General features: G+C 68.7%; 13 protein-coding genes. 10 read left to right on the forward strand and 3 right to left on the reverse strand.

Features of this window, described 5'->3' with window-relative positions; all coding sequences use genetic code 11:
• Positions 1-230: 230 nt before the first annotated feature.
• Genes ACEN9K_RS09465 through cydD form a run of 3 tightly spaced genes read left to right on the forward strand, consistent with a single transcriptional unit; the run spans position 231 to position 6,363 of the window.
• A complete protein-coding gene (locus ACEN9K_RS09465) occupies positions 231-1,835 on the forward strand; it encodes a cytochrome ubiquinol oxidase subunit I (protein ID WP_018769683.1) in 1,605 nt (534 codons plus the stop codon).
• A 27-nt stretch (positions 1,836-1,862) separates the two neighbouring features.
• A complete protein-coding gene (gene cydB, locus ACEN9K_RS09470) occupies positions 1,863-2,912 on the forward strand; it encodes a cytochrome d ubiquinol oxidase subunit II (protein ID WP_495635585.1) in 1,050 nt (349 codons plus the stop codon).
• Position 2,913: 1 nt separating this feature from the next.
• Complete coding sequence (cydD, locus tag ACEN9K_RS09475; RefSeq protein WP_495635586.1) at positions 2,914-6,363, forward strand: thiol reductant ABC exporter subunit CydD; 3,450 nt, start codon at positions 2,914-2,916, stop codon at positions 6,361-6,363.
• A gap of 30 nt (positions 6,364-6,393) precedes the next feature.
• On the opposite strand, the gene ACEN9K_RS09480 is transcribed toward cydD, so the two are convergent.
• On the reverse strand, positions 6,394-6,912 hold the full coding sequence (locus ACEN9K_RS09480) for a DinB family protein (protein ID WP_018769686.1): 519 nt from the start codon (positions 6,910-6,912) through the stop codon (positions 6,394-6,396).
• A 67-nt stretch (positions 6,913-6,979) separates the two neighbouring features.
• Between ACEN9K_RS09480 and ACEN9K_RS09485 the strand changes: the two genes are divergently transcribed.
• The gene (locus tag ACEN9K_RS09485) at positions 6,980-7,960 is read left to right on the forward strand and encodes an ABC transporter ATP-binding protein (RefSeq protein WP_495635587.1); all 981 of its coding nucleotides are present in this window, start codon (positions 6,980-6,982) and stop codon (positions 7,958-7,960) included.
• Positions 7,950-8,750 (forward strand): ABC transporter permease subunit, encoded by an 801-nt coding sequence (locus ACEN9K_RS09490; RefSeq protein WP_134164378.1) that lies wholly within the window; start codon positions 7,950-7,952, stop codon positions 8,748-8,750. The genes ACEN9K_RS09485 and ACEN9K_RS09490 overlap by 11 nt, the downstream gene beginning before the upstream one ends.
• 34 nt (positions 8,751-8,784) lie before the next feature.
• Here ACEN9K_RS09490 and ACEN9K_RS09495 read toward each other — a convergent pair whose 3' ends face one another.
• Positions 8,785-11,304: a DNA gyrase/topoisomerase IV subunit A gene (locus ACEN9K_RS09495; protein ID WP_495635588.1), complete on the reverse strand. Its 2,520-nt coding sequence runs from the start codon at positions 11,302-11,304 to the stop codon at positions 8,785-8,787.
• A gap of 77 nt (positions 11,305-11,381) precedes the next feature.
• Between ACEN9K_RS09495 and ACEN9K_RS09500 the strand changes: the two genes are divergently transcribed.
• The 5 genes from ACEN9K_RS09500 to ACEN9K_RS09520 all read left to right on the forward strand — a co-directional run bounded on the left by ACEN9K_RS09500 (position 11,382) and on the right by ACEN9K_RS09520 (position 18,424).
• Complete coding sequence (locus tag ACEN9K_RS09500; protein WP_223994792.1) at positions 11,382-14,066, forward strand: bifunctional acetate--CoA ligase family protein/GNAT family N-acetyltransferase; 2,685 nt, start codon at positions 11,382-11,384, stop codon at positions 14,064-14,066.
• Positions 14,067-14,107: 41 nt separating this feature from the next.
• On the forward strand, positions 14,108-14,851 hold the full coding sequence (locus ACEN9K_RS09505; RefSeq protein WP_018769691.1) for a DUF5998 family protein: 744 nt from the start codon (positions 14,108-14,110) through the stop codon (positions 14,849-14,851).
• Position 14,852: 1 nt separating this feature from the next.
• Positions 14,853-16,091, forward strand: coding sequence for an alkaline phosphatase family protein (locus ACEN9K_RS09510; protein ID WP_495635589.1), 1,239 nt, complete (start codon positions 14,853-14,855; stop codon positions 16,089-16,091).
• Positions 16,084-16,815 (forward strand): thymidine kinase, encoded by a 732-nt coding sequence (locus tag ACEN9K_RS09515; protein ID WP_018769693.1) that lies wholly within the window; start codon positions 16,084-16,086, stop codon positions 16,813-16,815. Before ACEN9K_RS09510 ends, ACEN9K_RS09515 begins: the two co-directional genes overlap by 8 nt.
• A 97-nt stretch (positions 16,816-16,912) precedes the next feature.
• Positions 16,913-18,424, forward strand: coding sequence for an HNH endonuclease signature motif containing protein (locus tag ACEN9K_RS09520; RefSeq protein ID WP_495635590.1), 1,512 nt, complete (start codon positions 16,913-16,915; stop codon positions 18,422-18,424).
• A 39-nt stretch (positions 18,425-18,463) separates the two neighbouring features.
• Here the strand turns inward: ACEN9K_RS09520 and ACEN9K_RS09525 are convergent, their stop codons facing one another.
• Positions 18,464-19,069 (reverse strand): dihydrofolate reductase family protein, encoded by a 606-nt coding sequence (locus ACEN9K_RS09525; RefSeq protein WP_026265995.1) that lies wholly within the window; start codon positions 19,067-19,069, stop codon positions 18,464-18,466.
• Positions 19,070-19,125 lie beyond the last annotated feature (56 nt).

The following is a 19,125-nucleotide window of genomic DNA, read 5'->3' on the forward strand; positions in this document are numbered from 1 at the left end:
TTCTAAGGCGCCCGGTGACGTCGCGCGGTTGTTCAACTACATAACCAAATCTACCCCGAAAACCGCCCGGGTTCTACATCGGGTAGAACATGTGGCGCGCCGTCCCCTGCCGCGCCATGCTAGGGGAGGGCGATTGGTTTTCGCCCGCCACTGCCAATGTTCTACACTTTGTAGAAGTTACAGTTCTACAAAGCGTAGAAAACTACATTGGCTAAACAGTAGGGACTGCCATGGACGCCTTGGAAATCGCACGCTGGCAATTCGGCATCACCACCGTCTACCACTTCATGATGGTGCCGCTGACCATTGGCCTGGGCCTGGTGGTGGCCGTCATCCAGACCGCCTGGTACCGCACCGGCAAACCCGAGTACCTGCGCATGACCAAGTTCTGGGGAAAGCTGTTCCTCATCAACTTCATCATGGGCGTGGCCACCGGAATCGTGCAGGAATTCCAGTTCGGCATGGCCTGGAGCGAGTACAGCCGGTTCGTGGGTGACGTCTTCGGAGCCCCGCTGGCCCTCGAGGCCCTCCTTGCCTTCTTCGTCGAGTCCACCTTCCTGGGACTGTGGATCTTTGGCTGGAAGCAGCTAAAGCCCGCCATCCACCTTGCCTGCCTCTGGGTGGCCGTTATTGGATCGGCCCTCTCCGCCTACTTCATCATCGTGGCCAACAGCTGGATGCAGCACCCGGTAGGGGTGGAAATGATCAACGGCCGGCCCGTCATGACCGACGCGTGGGCCGTCTTCACCAACAACACCGCGCTCGTGGCCGTCCCGCACACCCTGTTCGGCGCCCTGGCCGTGGCCGGCGGCTTCCTCCTGGGCATCGCCTGGTACCACCTGTGGCGGAGGCGGCACGACGGCGTTGACACGGTGGGTGCCGACGGCAAGGTCATCCCCGGTGAAGACGTCCGCATCCCCGGCCGTGACCGTACAGACCACAGCGTATGGATCCGGTCCCTGCGGATCGGCGCCGTGGTGGCCATGATCTCCTTCGCCGGCACCGCGGTCACCGGCGACCTGCAGGGCAAGCTGATGTTCCAGCAGCAGCCCATGAAGATGGCCGCCGCGGAGGCGGCCTGCCACGACGGCACCGGTTTCTCCGTCCTGAGCGTCGGAAACGTGGGGTCCAGGAACTGCGACGACGTCGTGGCCGTCATCGAGGTTCCGGGCATCCTGTCCTTCCTTGCCAAGGGCGACTTCACCACCGAGGTCAAGGGCGTCAACAGCCTGCTGCCCGAGTACAAGGCCAACTACGGGACCAACCTGCCGGACAACCCCATCTACGGTGAGCGGGCCGGCCAGGAAATCGAATACGTGCCCGTCATGGAAGTCACCTACTGGGGATTCCGGATGATGATCGGATTTGGCGGACTCGCCGCCCTGGCAGCATTGGTGGCGCTGTGGCTCACCCGCAAGGGGACCGTGCCGGAGTCGCACTGGATGATGCGGCTGGCAGTCTTTGGCATCCTGGCCCCCTTCGGCGCCAATGCCGCCGGCTGGATCTTCACCGAGATGGGCCGCCAGCCGTTCGTCGTGGCGCCCAACCCGGATCCCAGCGGCATCGACCAGGTGTTCATGTTTACCGCCGCCGCCGTATCGCCGGGTGTCTCCGCAGGGGAACTGATCGCCTCGCTGGTGGCCCTGACGGCCGTCTACGCAGTCCTGCTGGTGGTGGAGGTGAAGCTGCTGGTCAAGTACATCCGCGGCGGCGTGGTCTCCGCAATGCCCGAACTGGTCCACGCGCCGGTGGACGAGAACGAGGACGCCACCCCGGGACCCGGCGGCCCCGGGGACGCGAAACACGCAGACGACGTCCTGGCCTTCGCCTACTAGCCCGAAACCAAGCAGAGGAAACAAACAATGGAACTGCTTCCCACCATTTGGTTCATCGCCATCGCGGTGCTGTGGACCGGCTACCTCTTCCTGGAGGGCTTCGACCTGGGCGTGGGGATGCTGATGAAGCTCTTCGCCCGCGACAACACCGAGCGCAGGGTGCTGCTGAACACCATCGGACCTGTCTGGGACGGCAATGAGGTGTGGCTGCTGACCGCCGGCGGCGCCACCTTCGCAGCCTTCCCGCTCTGGTACGCGTCGCTGTTCTCCGCGCTCTATCTCCCGCTGCTGGTCGTCCTGCTGGCACTGATCTTCCGGGCGGTGGCGTTCGAATACCGTGGCAAGGTGGACACGGACAGCTGGCGGAACCGGTGGGACTGGGCCATCGCGCTGGGTTCCTTCTTTGCCGCCTTCGGCGTGGGCGCCGCACTGGCCCTCACCACCACCGGCCTTCCGCTGAACGCCAACGGCGACCGCGAAGGCGGCCCCATGGCCTGGTTCAGCGGCTACGCCCTGCTGGGCGGTATCGCCGTGGTGGGGTTCGCGCTGCTCCACGCGCTGGCGTTCCTCGCCCTCAAGACCGACGGGGAGGTACGGCACCGCGCCCGCCAGTGGTTCGTTCGGCTCCTGCCGGCCCTGCTGCTGCCTATCGCGGCGTGGGCCCTCGCCATCCAGTTCATGGACGGCAAACCCTGGACATGGGCCGCCGTCGTCCTGGCCGTTGCTGCGGCCGTTACTGCCTGGCTGCTGGCCCGGAAGGGCTCCGAAGGCCGGTCCTTCCTGGCCCTGGGCGCCTTCCTGGTGCTGGGCACGGCGTCCATTTTCGGGGCCGTGTTCCCGGTGGTGCTGCCCTCCACGCTGGACAGCGCGTTTGACCTCACCATCTCCAACGCCTCCTCCTCGGACTACACCCTGGGACTGATGAGCATTGTGGCAGCCTTTGGCCTTCCCCTGGTGATCGCCTACCAGGCCTGGACCTACTGGGTCTTCCGCCGCCGCGTCAGCGCCGCCCACATCCCGGAAGCCCACAGCTTCCTCCCGGCGGTGGCCGCCAGGGCGTTCACCACCAAGGGCTGACGTGCGGCCAACCTTTCCCTCCGGTCCGGCCACCCGTTCAGCAATCTACTGGCTGGGCGTCCTGGCCGCGCTCAAGGCGCTTTCCCTGGTGCTGATCGGCCAGGCCGTGGCCTCCGTCCTGGCCGGACTCGTGGCCGGAAACCCGGACTGGGCAACCCAGCTCGCCGCCGGGCTCGCCGGCGTCGTCCTCCGCTCCCTGACCGTCTGGGGCCAGGCCGTCGCGGGCCGCCGGGCGGCGCTGGGGGTCAAGGAAGAACTCCGGGCAGAACTGCTGGGGCGTGCCCTGCGCACGGGCGTCCGGTCCTCCGGGCCGGGTGACGGCGGCCTGGCGGTGCTGGCCACCCGCGGCCTGGACGCCCTGGACAGCTACTACACCCAGTTCCTTCCCGCGCTGGTCAACTGCGCCGCCGTGCCGCTGCTGCTGGGGGCACGGATCCTCTTCGCGGACTGGGTGAGCGCGCTGGTCATTGTGCTCACGGTGCCCCTGATCCCGCTGTTCATGGTGCTGATCGGCCGGTACACCGAGGACAGCGTCCGCCAGGCCCAGGCGTCGCTGGCCCGGCTGTCCGCACACATGCTGGAGCTCGCCAAGGGCCTGCCGGTCCTGGTGGGACTGGGCAGGGCAACCGCCCAGCGCAAGGCCCTCGAAGAAATCTCCGAAGAGTACCGCTCCCGCACCATGGGCACCCTGCGGACCGCATTCCTGTCCGCCCTGGCCCTGGAACTTATCGCCACCATCTCAGTCGCCGTGGTGGCGGTCTTCATCGGCGTCCGGCTGGTCCACGGCGACATGCCGCTGGAGGCCGGCCTGCTGGCGCTGCTCCTGGCACCGGACTGCTACCTTCCGCTGCGGGAACTGGGCACCGCCCACCACGCCAGCGACGACGGCCGGGTGGCACTCGCGGAAACAGCCGCCGTGACCGGCGCGGCCGAAGCGATACCCCTGCCGGCGGCCAGGGCCGGCAGGCCCGGTGGCCCACTCGAGGTCACCGGACTCACGGTGACCTACGCCGGCCGGTCCGGAGCCGCCGTCGGCCCCCTCACCTTCACCGCCCCCCAGGATCGGATCACCGCCCTGGACGGACCCAGCGGTGCCGGCAAGAGCACTGTCCTGGGCGTACTGGCCGGAACCATCGGCGCCGGTGACGGGACGGGCATCACCGGATCCATCAGCGGCCTGGACCGCAGTTCCGTAGCCTGGGTGCCGCAGCATCCCGTCATGGTGGCCGGAACCGTGCTGGAGGAGGTGCTGCTGTACCTCTCGCCGGACCCCACCCATGGCCCCGACCGCTTTACCGGCGAAGAGACTGCCCGCCGCTGCCTGGAGAGGGCCGGAGCCGCCCACCTGGCAGCGAAGCACCAGGCGGAGCTGAGCCCGGGCGAGCTGCGCCGCGTGGCACTGGCCCGCGGACTGGCCAGGATCGAGGCCGGTGCCACCCTCCTGCTGCTGGACGAGCCCACGGCACACCTGGACGACGCCTCCGCACTCATTGTGGAGGAGGCCATCCGGCGGCTCCGCGGCCAGGCCACCGTGATCCTGGTGGCCCACAACCAGCGCACCCGCCGGCTCGCAGACCTGCTGGTGCCCGTCGTGCCGGCGGTCCGGGCTGCCGCAGCACCGCACCACGGCGGCGGCGCAACCGGCATCCTGCCCGGCCCCGGGAGAAGCGGCTCCACCCAACCCGGCTCTGCCGACGCCGCTTCCGCCGGCAATGTCAGCGCACGCGTTGACGACGCGGCGGAAGCCGGCACCGGCGGGTCCGTCAGCCCAAGCGTTCGCGCTGCCCCAGGCGCGGCCCGCCTCCTGGCGGCCCTCCTGGCGCCGGTGCGGGGCAGGTTCGCCGCCGCTGCTGTCGTGGGCACCCTGGCGGCCGTCTTCGCCGTCGCGCTTTCCGGCCTTTCCGGCTGGCTCATCATCCGGGCCAGCGAGCAGCCGCCCATTCTCTACCTGCTGACGGCGATCGTCGGCGTCCGGTTCTTCGGCATCGGCCGGGCCGTTTTCCGCTACTGGGAGCGGCTGCTGCTGCATGATGCCGTCTTCGCCGCGCTCACCCGCCTGCGCGGCCGGCTCTGGGAATCTCTGAGCCGCAGGGCGCTGTCGCTGCGCCGGCTCCTGCAGGGCGGCAACGTGCTGGGGACGGTCATCGACGATGTGGACACGGTCCGCGACCTCCTTCCACGCGTGGTCCTGCCACCCCTCACCGCGCTCGCGGTTTCCGTCCTGGCCGTGGCTGCCACCGGCGTGCTGGTGCCGGCGGCCCTTCCCGCAGTGGCCGGCGCGGCCATCAGCGGCCTGCTGCTGGCACCCGCGGCCGCCCTGTGGGGAGACCGCAAATCCGCCAACGCCGAGCAGTCCCTGCGCTCCGGGGTCCTGCGCCGCGTGACGGCAGCCCTGGACGCCAGGGCGGAACTGCACGCAAACGGCGTGGCAGCCCGTGTGCTTGAGGCGCTGCTGGCGGAGGACCGCGACGCCACGCGCGCATCCCAGCGCTCAGCCTGGGCCGACGGGCTGGGACACGCTGTTGCCACCGCCGCCTGCGGCACCGCCGCACTGGCCGCCGCATGGCTGGCGGCTCCCGGGGTCCTTGCGGCCCAGGTTGCCCCGGCCACGGCAGCCGTGGTGGTCCTCCTGCTGCTGGCACTGGTGGAACCCTACGCAGCGATGACGACGGCGGTCCGCCAGTTCCCCGCGCTCCGTGCCGTGATGCGCCGGGTGGGGGAGTCGGGCGCTCTTGACGGCCGCCTCGACGTGTCTGCTGGGCTGCAGTCCGTTCCCGGCCGCGCCGGCGGCACTCCGGGCCTTGAACTGGTGGACCTGGCCGCGGCCTGGCCCGGAGACGTCCCGGTCTTCTCCGGCGTGTTCGCGGTGGCAGGTCCCGGGCGCTGGCTGGCGGTCACCGGACCATCGGGGTCGGGAAAGTCCACCCTGCTCTCGGTGCTGCTTGGCTTCCTGCCGCCGGCCGCGGGACGGGCGCTGGTCACCGGCCGGGCGGCGTGGTGTCCGCAGGAGGCACACCTGTTCGACTCCACCATCCGCGGCAACCTCATGCTGGGCCGGCCGTCCGGGAACGGTGCACCAACCCTGGCGGACGACGAGCTGGAGTCTGTCCTGGCCGCCGTCGGACTTGCCGGCCTGGTGGCCCGGCTGCCGGCGGGCCTGGACACCCGGATCGGTCCCGGCGGTGCCTTCCTGAGCGGCGGCGAGCGCCAGCGGCTGGCCGTGGCGCGGACCCTGCTGACCGGTGCGGAGGTGATCCTGCTGGATGAGCCCACTGCCCACCTGGACGCCGAATCGGCGGCAGCCATGCTGGCGGACCTTCGCACGGGACTCCGGGACCGCACCGTGGTGCTGGTTACCCACAATCCCGCTGACATCAAGGCCGGCGACGCCAGGCTGGATCTTTCGGCCTTCGCCGGACAACCCCGGGAATCGTTGGCCGCTTCCCACTAAGGCGGGACGGTCCCCGGCGTGCCTGCGCCTTTAGCCGCTGACGTCGTGAAGGTGGTGGACGACGTCGTGCAGGAAGTACTGGGACAGCGTGAGGACGGTGAACTGCGAGCCGTTGCTGCGCAGCCCCTTGCGTCCCCAGTCGTCCTCATGGACTCCGGCGAAGGACTCGGCGGCCTGGTGTCCTTCCGCCGCCAGTTCGCGGCCCACCTCGGCCGGATCGGCGTTGGCGTAGTCCTTCTCGATGGCGGTCCGGTCCTGGTCCCAATCCTCGAAGCGGGCGTCATCCTCTGCCAGCATCAGGTTCAGCCGCTGGTCGAACAGCGCGAAAACGTCCCGCACATGGCACGCGTACTCCAGCGCGGACCAGGTGTGGTCATCGGGGCGCTGCGCCGCGTCCGGCCGGCGCAGGACGGCGAGCCACCGGGGGATCAGGCTTTCGATGCTTCCCGGTACCGTTGCCGGGGTGGCGCTGGAAGCGTCGAAATGGCATTCCGGGCAGGGGCGGGACAGGACCCAGGTCCAGTCCTTTTCATCAGGAACGATAGGCATGGGAGCAGTCTAAGCGGTGGGCCGAAAGACTCTGGGACCCGTGCAGCGCCCGGCATAGCCTTGCCGCATGAGCCCGGAAGAGCGCGGGGGTGCGGAAAGCGGTGCCGAAAGCATGGTGCGGCTGGCGGGCCTGACCAAGCGGTTCGGCCGCAACACTGCGCTCGACGGCGTGACACTCACCATTGGGCCGGGCGAGGTGTTCGGCTACCTGGGCCCCAACGGGGCAGGCAAGACCACCACCATCCGGCTCCTGATGGGGCTGCTGCGGCCTACCTCCGGTACAGCGTCGGTGCTGGGACTGGACGCCTGGCGGCAGTCCCGGGACGTCCACCGCCTGGTGGGCTACGTGCCAGGTGAGCCGGCGCTTTACGACCGCCTCACCGGCAGCCAGCACGTGGCCTACTGCGCCCACCTCCGGCACCGGGACGATGGCAAACGGGCGGCCGAGGTGGCGGCCCGGCTGGAGCTGGACCTGGGCCGGCCCGCACGCACGTTGTCCCGCGGCAACCGCCAGAAGCTCGCCGTGGTCCTGGCGGTGATGTCGCGGCCGCGGCTGCTGGTGCTGGACGAGCCGACCAGCGGAATCGACCCGCTGGTGCAGCAGGTTTTCCATTCCATCCTGCGTGAACATACTGCCGAGGGCGGCTCCGCCTTGTTTTCCTCCCACGTGCTGGGCGAGGTGGAGCGCGTGGCAGACCGCATCGGGGTGGTGCGCCAGGGACAGCTGGTGGCGGTGGAGCGGCTGCAGGACCTCGCCGCACGTTCACTGCACCGGGTCCGGGCCCGCTTCGCGGCGGAGGTGTCCGCGGCGGAGTTCGCCGGCGTGCCCGGCGTGCGGGACCTGCTGGTGGATGGGACCACGTTGAGCTGCAATGCGCCGCAGGCGGCCCTGGATGCGCTGCTGAAGCTGGTCAGCGCCCGGGAGGTGGTGGACTTCGAATGCTCTGAAGCGCCGCTGGAAGAGACGTTCCTGAGCTACTACGGAATGGACGGACCGGGCAGCGCCAGCCTCGCCGGCGCGGGAACGGCGGCGCGCCATGCTGGCTAACGTCCTGCTGAAGACGCTCCGGGACCAGGGCAGGCTGCTGGTGGCGTGGGCCGTCTCCCTGGCACTCATCGTGGCAACGTACGCGGCCGTTTGGCCCGCGGTGAAGTCACAGCCCTCCATCAGCAGCTTCATCGAGCAGATGCCGGAGGCGTTCCGCTCGCTTTTCGCCACCTCCAGCGCCGACATGTCCACTCCCACCGGATACATCCAGGTGGAGCTGCTGTCCTTCATGGGGCCGATTGCGGTGCTGATCTATGCCATCAGTTCCGGCGCGGGCGCCATCGGCGGGGAAGAGGACCGGCACACGATGGACCTGCTGCTTTCCAACCCCGTGGGGCGGGGCCGGGTGGTGGTGGACAAGTTCCTGGCCATGGTGCTGGGCACCTTCCTGCTGGCCGCCGTGCTGGGAATATCGCTGGTGCTGGAGGGCAGCATGGTGGACCTGGTCCTTCCGGCCGGCAAGGTGGCTGCCGCCATGCTGCATTTAGCGCTGCTGGGCGTCGTTTTCGGTACCCTTGCCCTTGCCCTTTCAGCAGGGACCGGACGGACCGGCCTCAGCCGGGGTGTTCCGGCCGTGCTGGCCGTCCTCGCCTACATCGTCAACGCCCTCGCGCCGCTGGTGGATGCCTTCGACCGCATCCAGAAGGTGTCGCCGTTCTTCCAGTACGTTGCCCATGACCCCCTGCGGCAGGGCGTGGCCTGGGACAGCGTGCTGGTGTCCGCTGCCACCGTTGCCGTGCTGCTGGGGCTTGCCGTTGCCGGCTTCCGGCGCAGGGACATAGCGGGCTGAGCGCCGGACGCGCGGCATCGCCCGTGGCGCCCGGCTATTCCCCGGCTGCCGGTCCGTCCGTCCATGCCATGGCCGGGCCCACTGCTTCGACGGCCTGTGAGAGCGGGACGCCGGAGCCGTCGCGGCGGCCATGCTCCTGCGGCAGCGACCGGGCCACCCCGGCAGCGGATGAAGCCTTGGCCGGGCCGTGCCCTGCCCAGGCCAGCAGCAGCATGTCCTCACCCTTCAGGAACCGGTGCGACCGGACTCCGGCGGTGGCACGGCCCTTGGCCGGATACTCGGAGAAGGCTGTGACCTTGGCGGTGCCAGGGGCCGTGCCCGGCAGGGCGCCGTTGGTCCCGGCGATGGTGACCACGACGGCGGCCTCGTCCTTGGGCTGGACGGCGCCGAAGAAGATCACCTGGTCACCTGCGGCGAGCTTGATGCCCGCCATCCCGCCGGCGGTACGCCCCTGCGGGCGGACGGCGGCGGCGGGGAACTTCAGCAGCTGGGCCTCCCTGGTGAGGAACACCAGTTCGGTGGCATCGTCACCGGCAGGAGCCACGCCCACCACGGTGTCCTTGTCCTTGAGGGTGATGACTTCCCAGTCTTCCCGGTTCAGCGGGTAGTCCGGCTGGACGCGTTTCACCACGCCTTGGGCGGTGCCGATGGCCAGGACCTCATCCAGGCGCACGAACGCCACCAGGGTTTCGCCCTTCACCAGCGTGAGGAAATCCTTTGCGGGGACGCCGCCCGCCAGGTTGGGCAGTCCGGCCACCGGCGCCAGGACCGGCATGTCCATGACCTGCAGCCGGAGCATGCGGCCCAGCGACGTGACGGCGGCGATTTCGCCGCGGGCCGACGTCTTAACCACTGAGGTGTACACATCATGCTTGCTCCGTGGCCCTGCCTCGGCCAGTGGCTCCTGGTTGCCGGTGCGGGCTATCTGGCCGGACGCGGTGAGGATGGCCCAGCAGGGGTCGTCCGCGATCTCCAGTGCCAGCGGCACGGCCTTGCCCTTCTTCCCGTTGGCCCCGGCAAGTTCGGCGGACGCAACGGTGGGGGACACGGCCTCGGACTCCAGCAGCACGGTGCGGCGCGGGGTGCCGTGGTCTTCGGCAATGGCACCCAGTTCGTCGGAAACCACGGTGCGCAGCAGTTCCTCCGAGCCCAGGATCGCCTCCAGCTCCGCGATCTCGCGGCGAAGCTCGTCCTGCTCCTTCTCCAGCTCGATCCGGGAATACTTGGTCAGCTGCCGGAGGCGCAGTTCCAGGATGTAGTTGGCCTGGATTTCGGTGAGGTCGTAGATGGACATCAGCCGCTCGCGGGCCGCGGCGGCCTCGTCCGAGGAGCGGATGATCTGGATGACCTCGTCAATGTCCACGATGGCGATGAGGAGGCCCTCCACCAGGTGCAGGCGGTCCTTCTTCTTCCCGAGCCGGAAGGCGGTCCGGCGCCGGACGACGTTGATGCGGTGGTCGACGTAGACACGCAACAGGTCCACCAGGCCCAGCGTCTGCGGCTGGCCGTCCACCAGGGTGACGTTGTTGATGCCGAAGGAGTCCTCCATCGGCGTGTAGCGGTACAGCTGCTGCAGCACCGCGTTCGGGTTGAAGCCGTTCTTGAGCTCGATGACCAGCCGCAGGCCGTGCTTGCGGTCCGTCAGGTCCACGATGTCGCTGATGCCGGTCAGCTTCTTGGCGTTGACGGCATCCTTGATCTTTTCGATCACCTTTTCCGGGCCCACCATGTACGGCAGTTCGGTGACCACCAGGCCGGTGCGGCGCGCGGAGAGCTGTTCCACCTCCACCTTGGCCCGGGTCTTGAACGAGCCGCGGCCGGTGGCATAGGCGTCACGGATGCCGTCCAGGCCGACGATCCGGCCGCCGCTGGGCAGGTCCGGGCCCGGGACGAACCGCATGAGGTCGGCCAGGGTTGCGTCAGGGTGCGCGATGAGGTGCCGGGCGGCGGAGATGACCTCGACCAGGTTGTGCGGGGCCATGTTGGTGGCCATGCCGACGGCGATGCCGGTGGCGCCGTTGACCAGCAGGTTGGGGAAGGCGGCGGGAAGGACGTCCGGCTGGGTCAGCTGGTTGTCATAGTTGGGGACGAAGTCCACCACGTCTTCGTCGAGGTGGTTGGTGAGGGTGAGGGCGGCCGCAGCCAGCCTGGCTTCCGTATAGCGGGGTGCTGCCGGGCCGTCGTCGAGCGATCCGAAGTTGCCGTGCCCGTCGATCAGCGGCAGTCGCAGCGAGAAATCCTGCGCCATGCGCACCATGGCGTCGTAGATGGCGGCGTCGCCGTGGGGGTGCAGCTTTCCCATGACTTCGCCCACCACGCGGGCGCTCTTGACGTGGCCCCGGTCCGGGCGCAGCCCCATGTCGCTCATCATGTACAGGATGCGGCGCTGTACCGGCTTCAGCCCGTCGCGGGCATCCGGGAGGGCCCGGGAGTAGATCACCGAGTACGCGTACTCCAGGAAGGAGCCCTGCATTTCGGACGTGACATCGATATCGACGATGTTTTCCGTGTAGTCGCTCTCCACGATGGGCTTGGAACTTTGGCGGCGGGCCATGGGGTTTGGTGAGTCCTTCTGGGGTTACTGTGCAGCCTTGGGGGTGTGCTGCGATAGTTTTTGGCTAGGCTAAGCCTATGGTGGATCAGCCCGGGGACGGCGAATATCCGGAACATTGGGAAGCCGATGTCGTCCTGCGTGACGGCGGGACAGCGCATCTCCGGCCCATCCATCCGTCGGACGCGGACGCCGTGCAGGCCTTCCACACCGGACAGTCGCAGAATTCAATCTACATGCGCTTCTTTGCGTTCAAGGCCAGGTTGTCGGCCAAGGAGCTCAAGCGCTTCACCGAAGTGGACTACAAGGACCGGGTGGCGTTCGTCATCACCATCCGCGGCGAAATCGTCGGCATCGGCCGCTACGACCGGCTTGCCGATCCCACGGAGGCCGAAGTTGCTTTCAACATCTCCGACGCCCACCAGGGCCGGGGAATCGGCTCCATCCTGCTGGAGCACCTTGCCGCCGCCGCGCATGAAAACGGGATCCGCCGCTTCAGCGCCGAGGTGCTGCCGGAAAACCGCAAGATGCTGATGGTCTTCTCCGACGCCGGCTACGACGTCAAGCGCCATTTCGACGACGGCGTCGTCAGCCTCGAGTTCAATATCGACCCCACCGAAAAATCGCGCGCCGTCATGGAATCCCGCGAGCACCGCGCCGAGGCGAGGAGCGTCCGGGACCTGCTGGCGCCGTCGTCCGTTGCGGTCATCGGTGCCAGCCGCAAATGGGGCACCGTGGGGTACCAACTGCTGGAGCACATCATCGAGGGCGGCTTCCACGGGTCCGTGTACGCCATCAACCCGGAGGCGCTGGAACTGGCCGGGATGATGTCCTACGGCAAGCTCTCCGAAGTCCCCGAGCCCGTCCAGCTGGCAATCATCGCCGTTCCCTACGAGGAAGTGGCCGGCGTCGTGGCGGAGTGCGCGGCAGCGGGCGTCAAGGGCGTTGTGATCGCCTCGGCAGGTTTTGCCGACGACGGCGAGCGGGGCCTGCTGCGGCAGCGCGCCCTGGTGCGCCAGGCCCGGGCCAGCGGGATGCGGGTGATCGGCCCGGCGTCGCTGGGCATCGCCAACACTCACCCGGACGTGTCGCTGAACGCGTCGATGGCGCCCACCATGCCGCTGCGCGGCGGCCTGGGCCTGTTCAGCCAGTCGGCCGCCATCGGCGTCTCGCTCTACGCCGCCTCGGCCCGGCGTCGGCTGGGACTGTCCAGCCTGCTCTCGGCAGGCAACAGGGCGGATGTCTCTGGCAACGACATGATGCAGTACTGGGAAGACGATGCCGACACCTCCGCCGTAGGCCTCTACCTGGAGTCAATCGGCAACCCGCGCAAGTTCTCCCGGATCGCACGGCGCCTGGCCCGCACCAAGCCGGTCATCGTGGCCAAGTCGGACACCATGGGGCTCCGTCTGCCGCCCGGACATGCCGTCCGGACCACCCAGGCGCCGGCCGGGGCGCTGGATGCCATGCTGCGCCAGTCGGGCGTGATCCGCGTGGAAACCGTGGAACAGCTGGTGGATGTGGCGCAGGTGGTGTCCGGGCAGCCACTGCCCGCCGGAGCCGACGTCGCCATCTTCAGCAATTCCCAGGCGCTGGGCAACGTGGTGGCGGACAGTGCCGCCGCGCACGGGCTGGGCGTTGCCCGGGTGGTTTCGGGACTGGACCTTGATGCCGGCCAGTCGGTGGCCCTGCCCGCACTGCGGACCGCCCTCCTTGACGCCCTGGCCTCCGATGCCGTGCACGCCGCCGTCGCCGCGCTGCTGCCTGCCCGAGGGCTGACCGCCGACGCGGTGGCGCAGGTCCTGGCCGAATGTTCAGCTACTGCCGGGAAGCCGGTGGTGGCCGCCTTCACCGGCATCCTGGACCCCGCCATCAACGTGGAGGGCCTGGTGGGAGCGGAGGGCTGTACCGTCCCCTGCTTTTCCAACCCCGGGGCTGCCGTGGCCGCGCTCGCGGCCGTGGTCCGTTATGCGGAGTGGGCCGGCCGTGACCAGGGGCATTTCGTCGAACCCGCCGGCTGCGACCCCCGCAAGGCGGAGGCCGAGCTGGACGCCCTGCTCGGGGACGTCACGGGCGACCAGCTCAATCAGCTGGACCCGGCCGCGGCTGCTTCGCTGCTGAAGCATTACGGCATCCCGGTCCTGCCCTCTGCAGGATTCACCACACCGGACGAGGCCGTGGCAGCGGCAGATGCGCTGGGCTGGCCGGTGGTGCTGAAAACCACCGACCCCGCGCTGCGGCACCGGCTTGACCTTGGCGGGGTCAGGCTTGGCATTGAGGACGCCGAATCACTGCGCCAAAACGTGGTGCAGATGCGGCGCGCGCTCGCGGCCTACGGTGATCCCGCCCTGGAAGTACAGGCGATGGCGCCGGTGGGACAGGCCTGCACCTTCCGTGCCATCGAGGATCCGTTGCTGGGCCCGGTCATTTCCTTCGGCCTCGCCGGCGACGCCGTCAACCTCCTGGACGACTGGTCACACCGGGTTCCGCCGCTCTCCGCGGCGGATGTGCACGACTTCATCCGAGCTCCGCGGGCGTCCCGGAAGCTCTTCGGCTACCAGGGCCTGCCGGCTGTCGACGTCCCTGCGCTGGAGGACCTGGCCGCCAGGCTGGCCTGGATGAAGGACAACCACCCGGAGATCGCGCTGGTGGAATTCAACCCGGTTTTGTGCGGCACCGCCGGGGCCACCATCCTCGCCGCTGATGTACGCATCGGCAACGCCGCGCAGCGCACGGACAGTGCCCGCCGCGCCATGCTGGGCTGACGCGGTTAGCAAGTGACCGGACGATCTGTGAAAATGGGGGCATGAGCTTCCAGCCTCCCGCTTCGGCGCCCGAAACGCCCGGCAATGAAAACCAGGCACTCCGCCAGCACAGCTCACACAACCACGGAACACAGGGCCAGAGCCTGGAAGACGCGCTGCAGAAGGCCGGCTTCTACCCCCGCCTGGTCTCCGACGTCGTCGACGACGCACTGGACGGCCGGGACTGCGTGGCCCACCTGGTGCACCTGGAAACCCACTTCGACCGGGCAGAGGTGCGCCGCCACATCACCGTGCTGGTCCTCACCGCGGACATGCTGGTGATCACCCACGTGGATGACCAGCAACTGGACGAGGCGGGGGAGCAGATCGTCGCCCAGATCTCCACCGAGTCCGTTCCCGTGGCCCAGATCCGGTCCGTGGTCCTGAGCTACATGTACGCCCAGCCGCAGAACTACAAGCCCTCCGACCCCGTCCGGGAACTCACGTTGTCCATTGCATGGTCCGGTGGCCAGCGACTGGACATGGGTCCGGCCAGCTGCGGCGATCCGCAGTGCGAAGCTGACCACGGCTACACCGGAACCATCGCCCAGGAAGACATCGTGCTCCGCATCAGCGCGGAGGCAGACGGGCTGCAGGCAGTGCAGGACGCCAAGCTCTTCGCCAGGGCCCTGCGGGCGGTCAACACCGGTTCCGCGGCTCCCGTAACCCATGCCCAGTCCATGGGTCCGCGGACGCGGTCCGGGGTGTTCGGAAACCGGCTCAGCCGCGGGCACCAGCAGCGCTGAGATGCCGGAAGACCGCCACCGCGCCATCCAGGAAACCCCAACCATCGGCCGCACGCCCGACCTTCCAGCCCCTCCCGCCTACGGACAGCGTTCCGTGGCTGAAGTCCTCACCAGCGCCGCGGCAAGCCTCGGCGTGGTGGGCTTTACCAATACGCTTGGGCTACCGGACGCGTCCCGGGTCTGCGTTGTACTGGCTGATGGCCTGGGCAGGAACCTGCTGAAGCAAAAGGCGGCCCACACGCCCTTCCTGCGGTCCGTGATCCAGGCGGGGCAGGGCGAGGTCCCCGTGTGGCTGGATTCCGCCTTCCCTTCCACCACGGCGGCGGCGCTGTCCAGCTTTGGAACCGGACTTGCCCCGGGCCAGCACGGCATGGTGGGCTACGACGTCCTGGACCCTGACCAGGACAAGGTGGTCAATCTGCTGGGGAACTGGGATCCGGGCGTCGACCCGTCCATCTGGCAGCCTTTCCCCACGGTGTTTGAACAGATCGCCGAACAGGTGGACGTCAGCACCGTCAGCCTCTCCCAGTTCGACGGCTCGCCCATGACCCGCGCCGCGCTGCGGGGCGGCAGGTTCATCTCCGGGATAACCGCGCATGCGCGGACCGCGGCCGCGGCCGAGGCCATGGCGACCTCCGGCCCGTCCCTCATGTACTTCTACGTCAACGAACTGGACAAGGCGGGCCACCGCCACGGCTGCCGTTCCGAGCAGTGGGAACACCAGCTGGAGGAGCTCGATTCCACCGTCAAACGGCTCAACTCCACCCTTCCCGCCGGCACCACCATTGTGCTCACCGCAGACCACGGCATGCTGGACGTCCCGGAATCCCAGCGGATTGATTTCTCCACCGACCCCGGGTTGGTGGACGGGGTGCGCCATACGGCCGGTGAACCGCGGATGGTGCACCTGTATCTGGAGGAGGCGGACCTGGAAGCCGGTGCGGGGGCAGCGGAACGTTTGCTTGCCGCCTGGAAGGCGCGGTTCGGCGACCGGGTATGGGCCTTTACGCGCCAGGAAGCCGTTGCCGGGGGACTTTTTGGTGACGTCCGTCCCGCTGTTGCGGGCAGGATCGGTGACGTGATGATCGCGGCGCGTGACGCCGTCGCACTTTATGACGGCCGGCGGATGCGGCCCACCGCCATGGAAGTGGTGGGCCAGCACGGCTCGCTGACGAAGGCGGAGCGGGAGGTCCCGCTGCTCTGCTTCACCGCCGAAGGAAGGAACCGCCGGCGTGGCTGAACTCATCTTCTTCTCCGGCACCATGGACTGCGGCAAATCGACGCTGGCGCTGCAGATGGACTACAACCACCGGGCCCGTGGCCGCGGCGGCGTCCGCTTCAGCCGCAACGACCGCGCCGGAGAGTCCCGGATCTCCAGCCGCCTGGGCCTGGAGACGGACGCCGTGGAGGTGCTGGACAGCACCGACTTCTGGGAAGAAGTCATGCTTCGCCGCACCCAGGGCCAGCGTGTGGATTACCTGATCTGCGACGAGGCCCAGTTCTACTCCCCGGAGCAGGTGGAGCAGCTGGCCAAGGTGGTGGACGAAATCGACGTCGACGTCTTTGCCTTCGGCATCACGGCCGACTTCCGCACCAGGCTGTTCCCGGGTTCGCAGCGGCTCATCGAGCTTGCCGACCGGGTTCAGGTGCTGCAGGTGGAGGCGCTGTGCTGGTGCGGGCGGCGTGCAACGCACAACGCCAGGACGGTCGACGGCGTCATGGTCACCGAGGGCGCGCAGGTGGTGGTGGGTGACGTGGACATGGTGGTTGAGGCTGCCGCCGCCCCGGACGCCGGGCATGTACCCGTAGTGGGCTACGAAACGCTGTGCCGGCGCCACTTCATGCGGCGGGTGACGGCCCACGGCGCCAACCTGATGGCCCAGCAGGACCAGTTGCTGCCGTTCGACGTCGACGCCTGCCTCTGGCGCGGTTCCGGCGGACCCGGCGGGAGCCGAGGGGCTTAGCCCCACCCTCTTCGTCAAAGAAACCCCTGAAGCGGGGCTGCCCTTGAAACTGAGGTGGCCAGCTCTGATTGTCGGACCCCCTTGCCATGATGGGTTTATGGGGAAGGCGGCGGTGGTGAGGGCGTTCGAGGAGATCCGTACTGCCCTTGCTGTGCTTCAGGCTGAGGTGGATGGGGCGGGTCTGGAGGCGTTCGCGGATGTTGATCCGCTGGCCGGTTTGGCGGATGGGTGCTTGGAGATTCTTGCAGGGGCCCGGGAGGTGGAGGCGCGGGTTGCGGGGGTGAAGGCGAAGGCTGCGGTGGGGTATGCGGAGGCTGCGCATGCTGTGGCGGGGCCGGAGGTGCCGGTGGTGGCGCAGGAGATGGCGGTCGCGGCGGAGATCGGGTGCGTGCTGGCGTTGGGTCCGCGGGCGGCGGCGTCGTTCCTGGCCACTTCCCATGCCCTGACTGTTTCATTGCCGCGGACTTTGGAGGCGTTGCAGTCCGGGACCCTGTCCTGGCAGCACGCGGTGGTGATGGGCGACGAAACGGCGAGCCTTGATGCGGTGGGGGCGGCGGCGTTGGAGGCGCATTTCCTGGACCCTGAAGCACAGGATGCCGCCCGGGGCTGCCCTGCCGGGGAGCTGCCGGCGCACCGGTTCCGGGTCAAGGCCCGGACCTGGCGGGAACGCCACCACGCCGAATCGATCGAGAAGCGGCACGCCAGGGGTGTGGCGGAGCGGCGGGTGGAGTTCCGGCCGGACCGGGACGGGATGGCGTGGCTGGGCGCGTACCTGCCCGCGGACCAGGCCATGGCCGGGTGGAACCGGCTCACCGTTGCCGCACGGGGCCTGCAAGGGCCGGGCGAGGACAGGACCATGCCCCAGCTGCGGGCCGACAGTTTCGCCGCAGCGATCCTCGGCAGCGGCAACACCCGGGGCGGCAGCACCAGCCTCACCAGTGCCAGTGCCAGTGCCAGTGCCACTGCCGGCGCCCTGGCTGCTGCGCGGCCGGGCGCCGGTGCCGGTGGCACTGATAGCGCCGCATCGGGAACTGGCCACCAGCCGTCGCCGGTCCGCGCCGAGGTGCTGGTTACGGTTCCGGTGTTCGCGCTGATGGGCCTGACCGATGAGCCGGCGATGCTGGACGGGTATGGTCCGGTGCCGGCGTCGATGGCGCGGCGACTGGTCGCGGACGGGGCGGCCTCGTTTTACCGGGTGTTGGTGGACCCGCGGGACGGGGCGCCGTTGGAGATCGGCCGGAAGAGTTACCGGGTTCCCAGGGCGATGCGGGCCTGGCTGCGGATGCGGGACGGGAAATGCCCGTTCCCGGGCTGCAGCAACACCTCCCTGGACACGGAGGCCGACCATCTCCTCGCCTGGCACCACGGCGGCACCACCGGAATCAGCAACCTGGGACAGCCCTGCCCGAAACACCACAGGCTCCGACACACCACCGCCTGGAAACCCACCCCGGCCAGCACAAACAAACCACCCGGCTGGACCTCACCCACAGGCCGCCACTACACAAGCGAACACCAGGACTGGGAACCACCAAAGTGGCCGCCAGGATTCCTGCCCGGCGAACGAAGCCTCCTCGAAGAGGCACTTCAGGAATACCTCAGCGCTTGAGCCTTTGGAGCATGTCGCCGTACGTGAACGTGGCGGCCGTCAGTGTACGCGGCGATAGCGGATGTGCGTTGCCAGCGGCGAGTGGAGCACTTCGGCGGGTTCAAAGCCGAAGGATTCAACGCCGTCGAAAATCCGTTCCCCTGACCCGAGCAGCACCGGCGCGATGTCGAGGGTGAGTTCGTCGATTACTCCCGCGATCAGCGCCTGCCGGACGGTAGACGCCCCGCCGGCGATGTCCACGCCTTTGTCCCCGGCGGTGTCACGGGCGGCAGCGTAGGCGGCATCGAAGCCGTCGGTGATGAAATGGAAGGTCGTCCCGCCCTCCATCTGGAGGGAGTCGCGGGCATGATGCGTGAGGACGAACACTGGCGCGTGGTAGGGCGGTTCGGGTCCCCACCAACCGCTCCATTCCCCGTCCCAGTCTCCGCGGATCGGGCCGAACATGTTCCGCCCCATCACATAAGCGCCGCGCGGGCGCATAAGCCATTCGCTGGCCACCTTGTCGGCGTCGTTGGCCCGGGGGTCGCCCAGGTGCCACGCATGCAGTTCCATGCCGCGTCTACCCAAGGGGTTGTCGCGGCTTTGGTCCGGCCCGGCGACGAAACCGTCCAGGGAGATGGACATGTGGCAGGTTGTGTCCGGCACCGCAGACCTCCTGGTGATTGCGCTATGTGAAGCGGCCGTGTGGTGGGGAGCCTAGC

This window comes from Pseudarthrobacter sp. Pseusp20 (assembly GCF_059492155.1).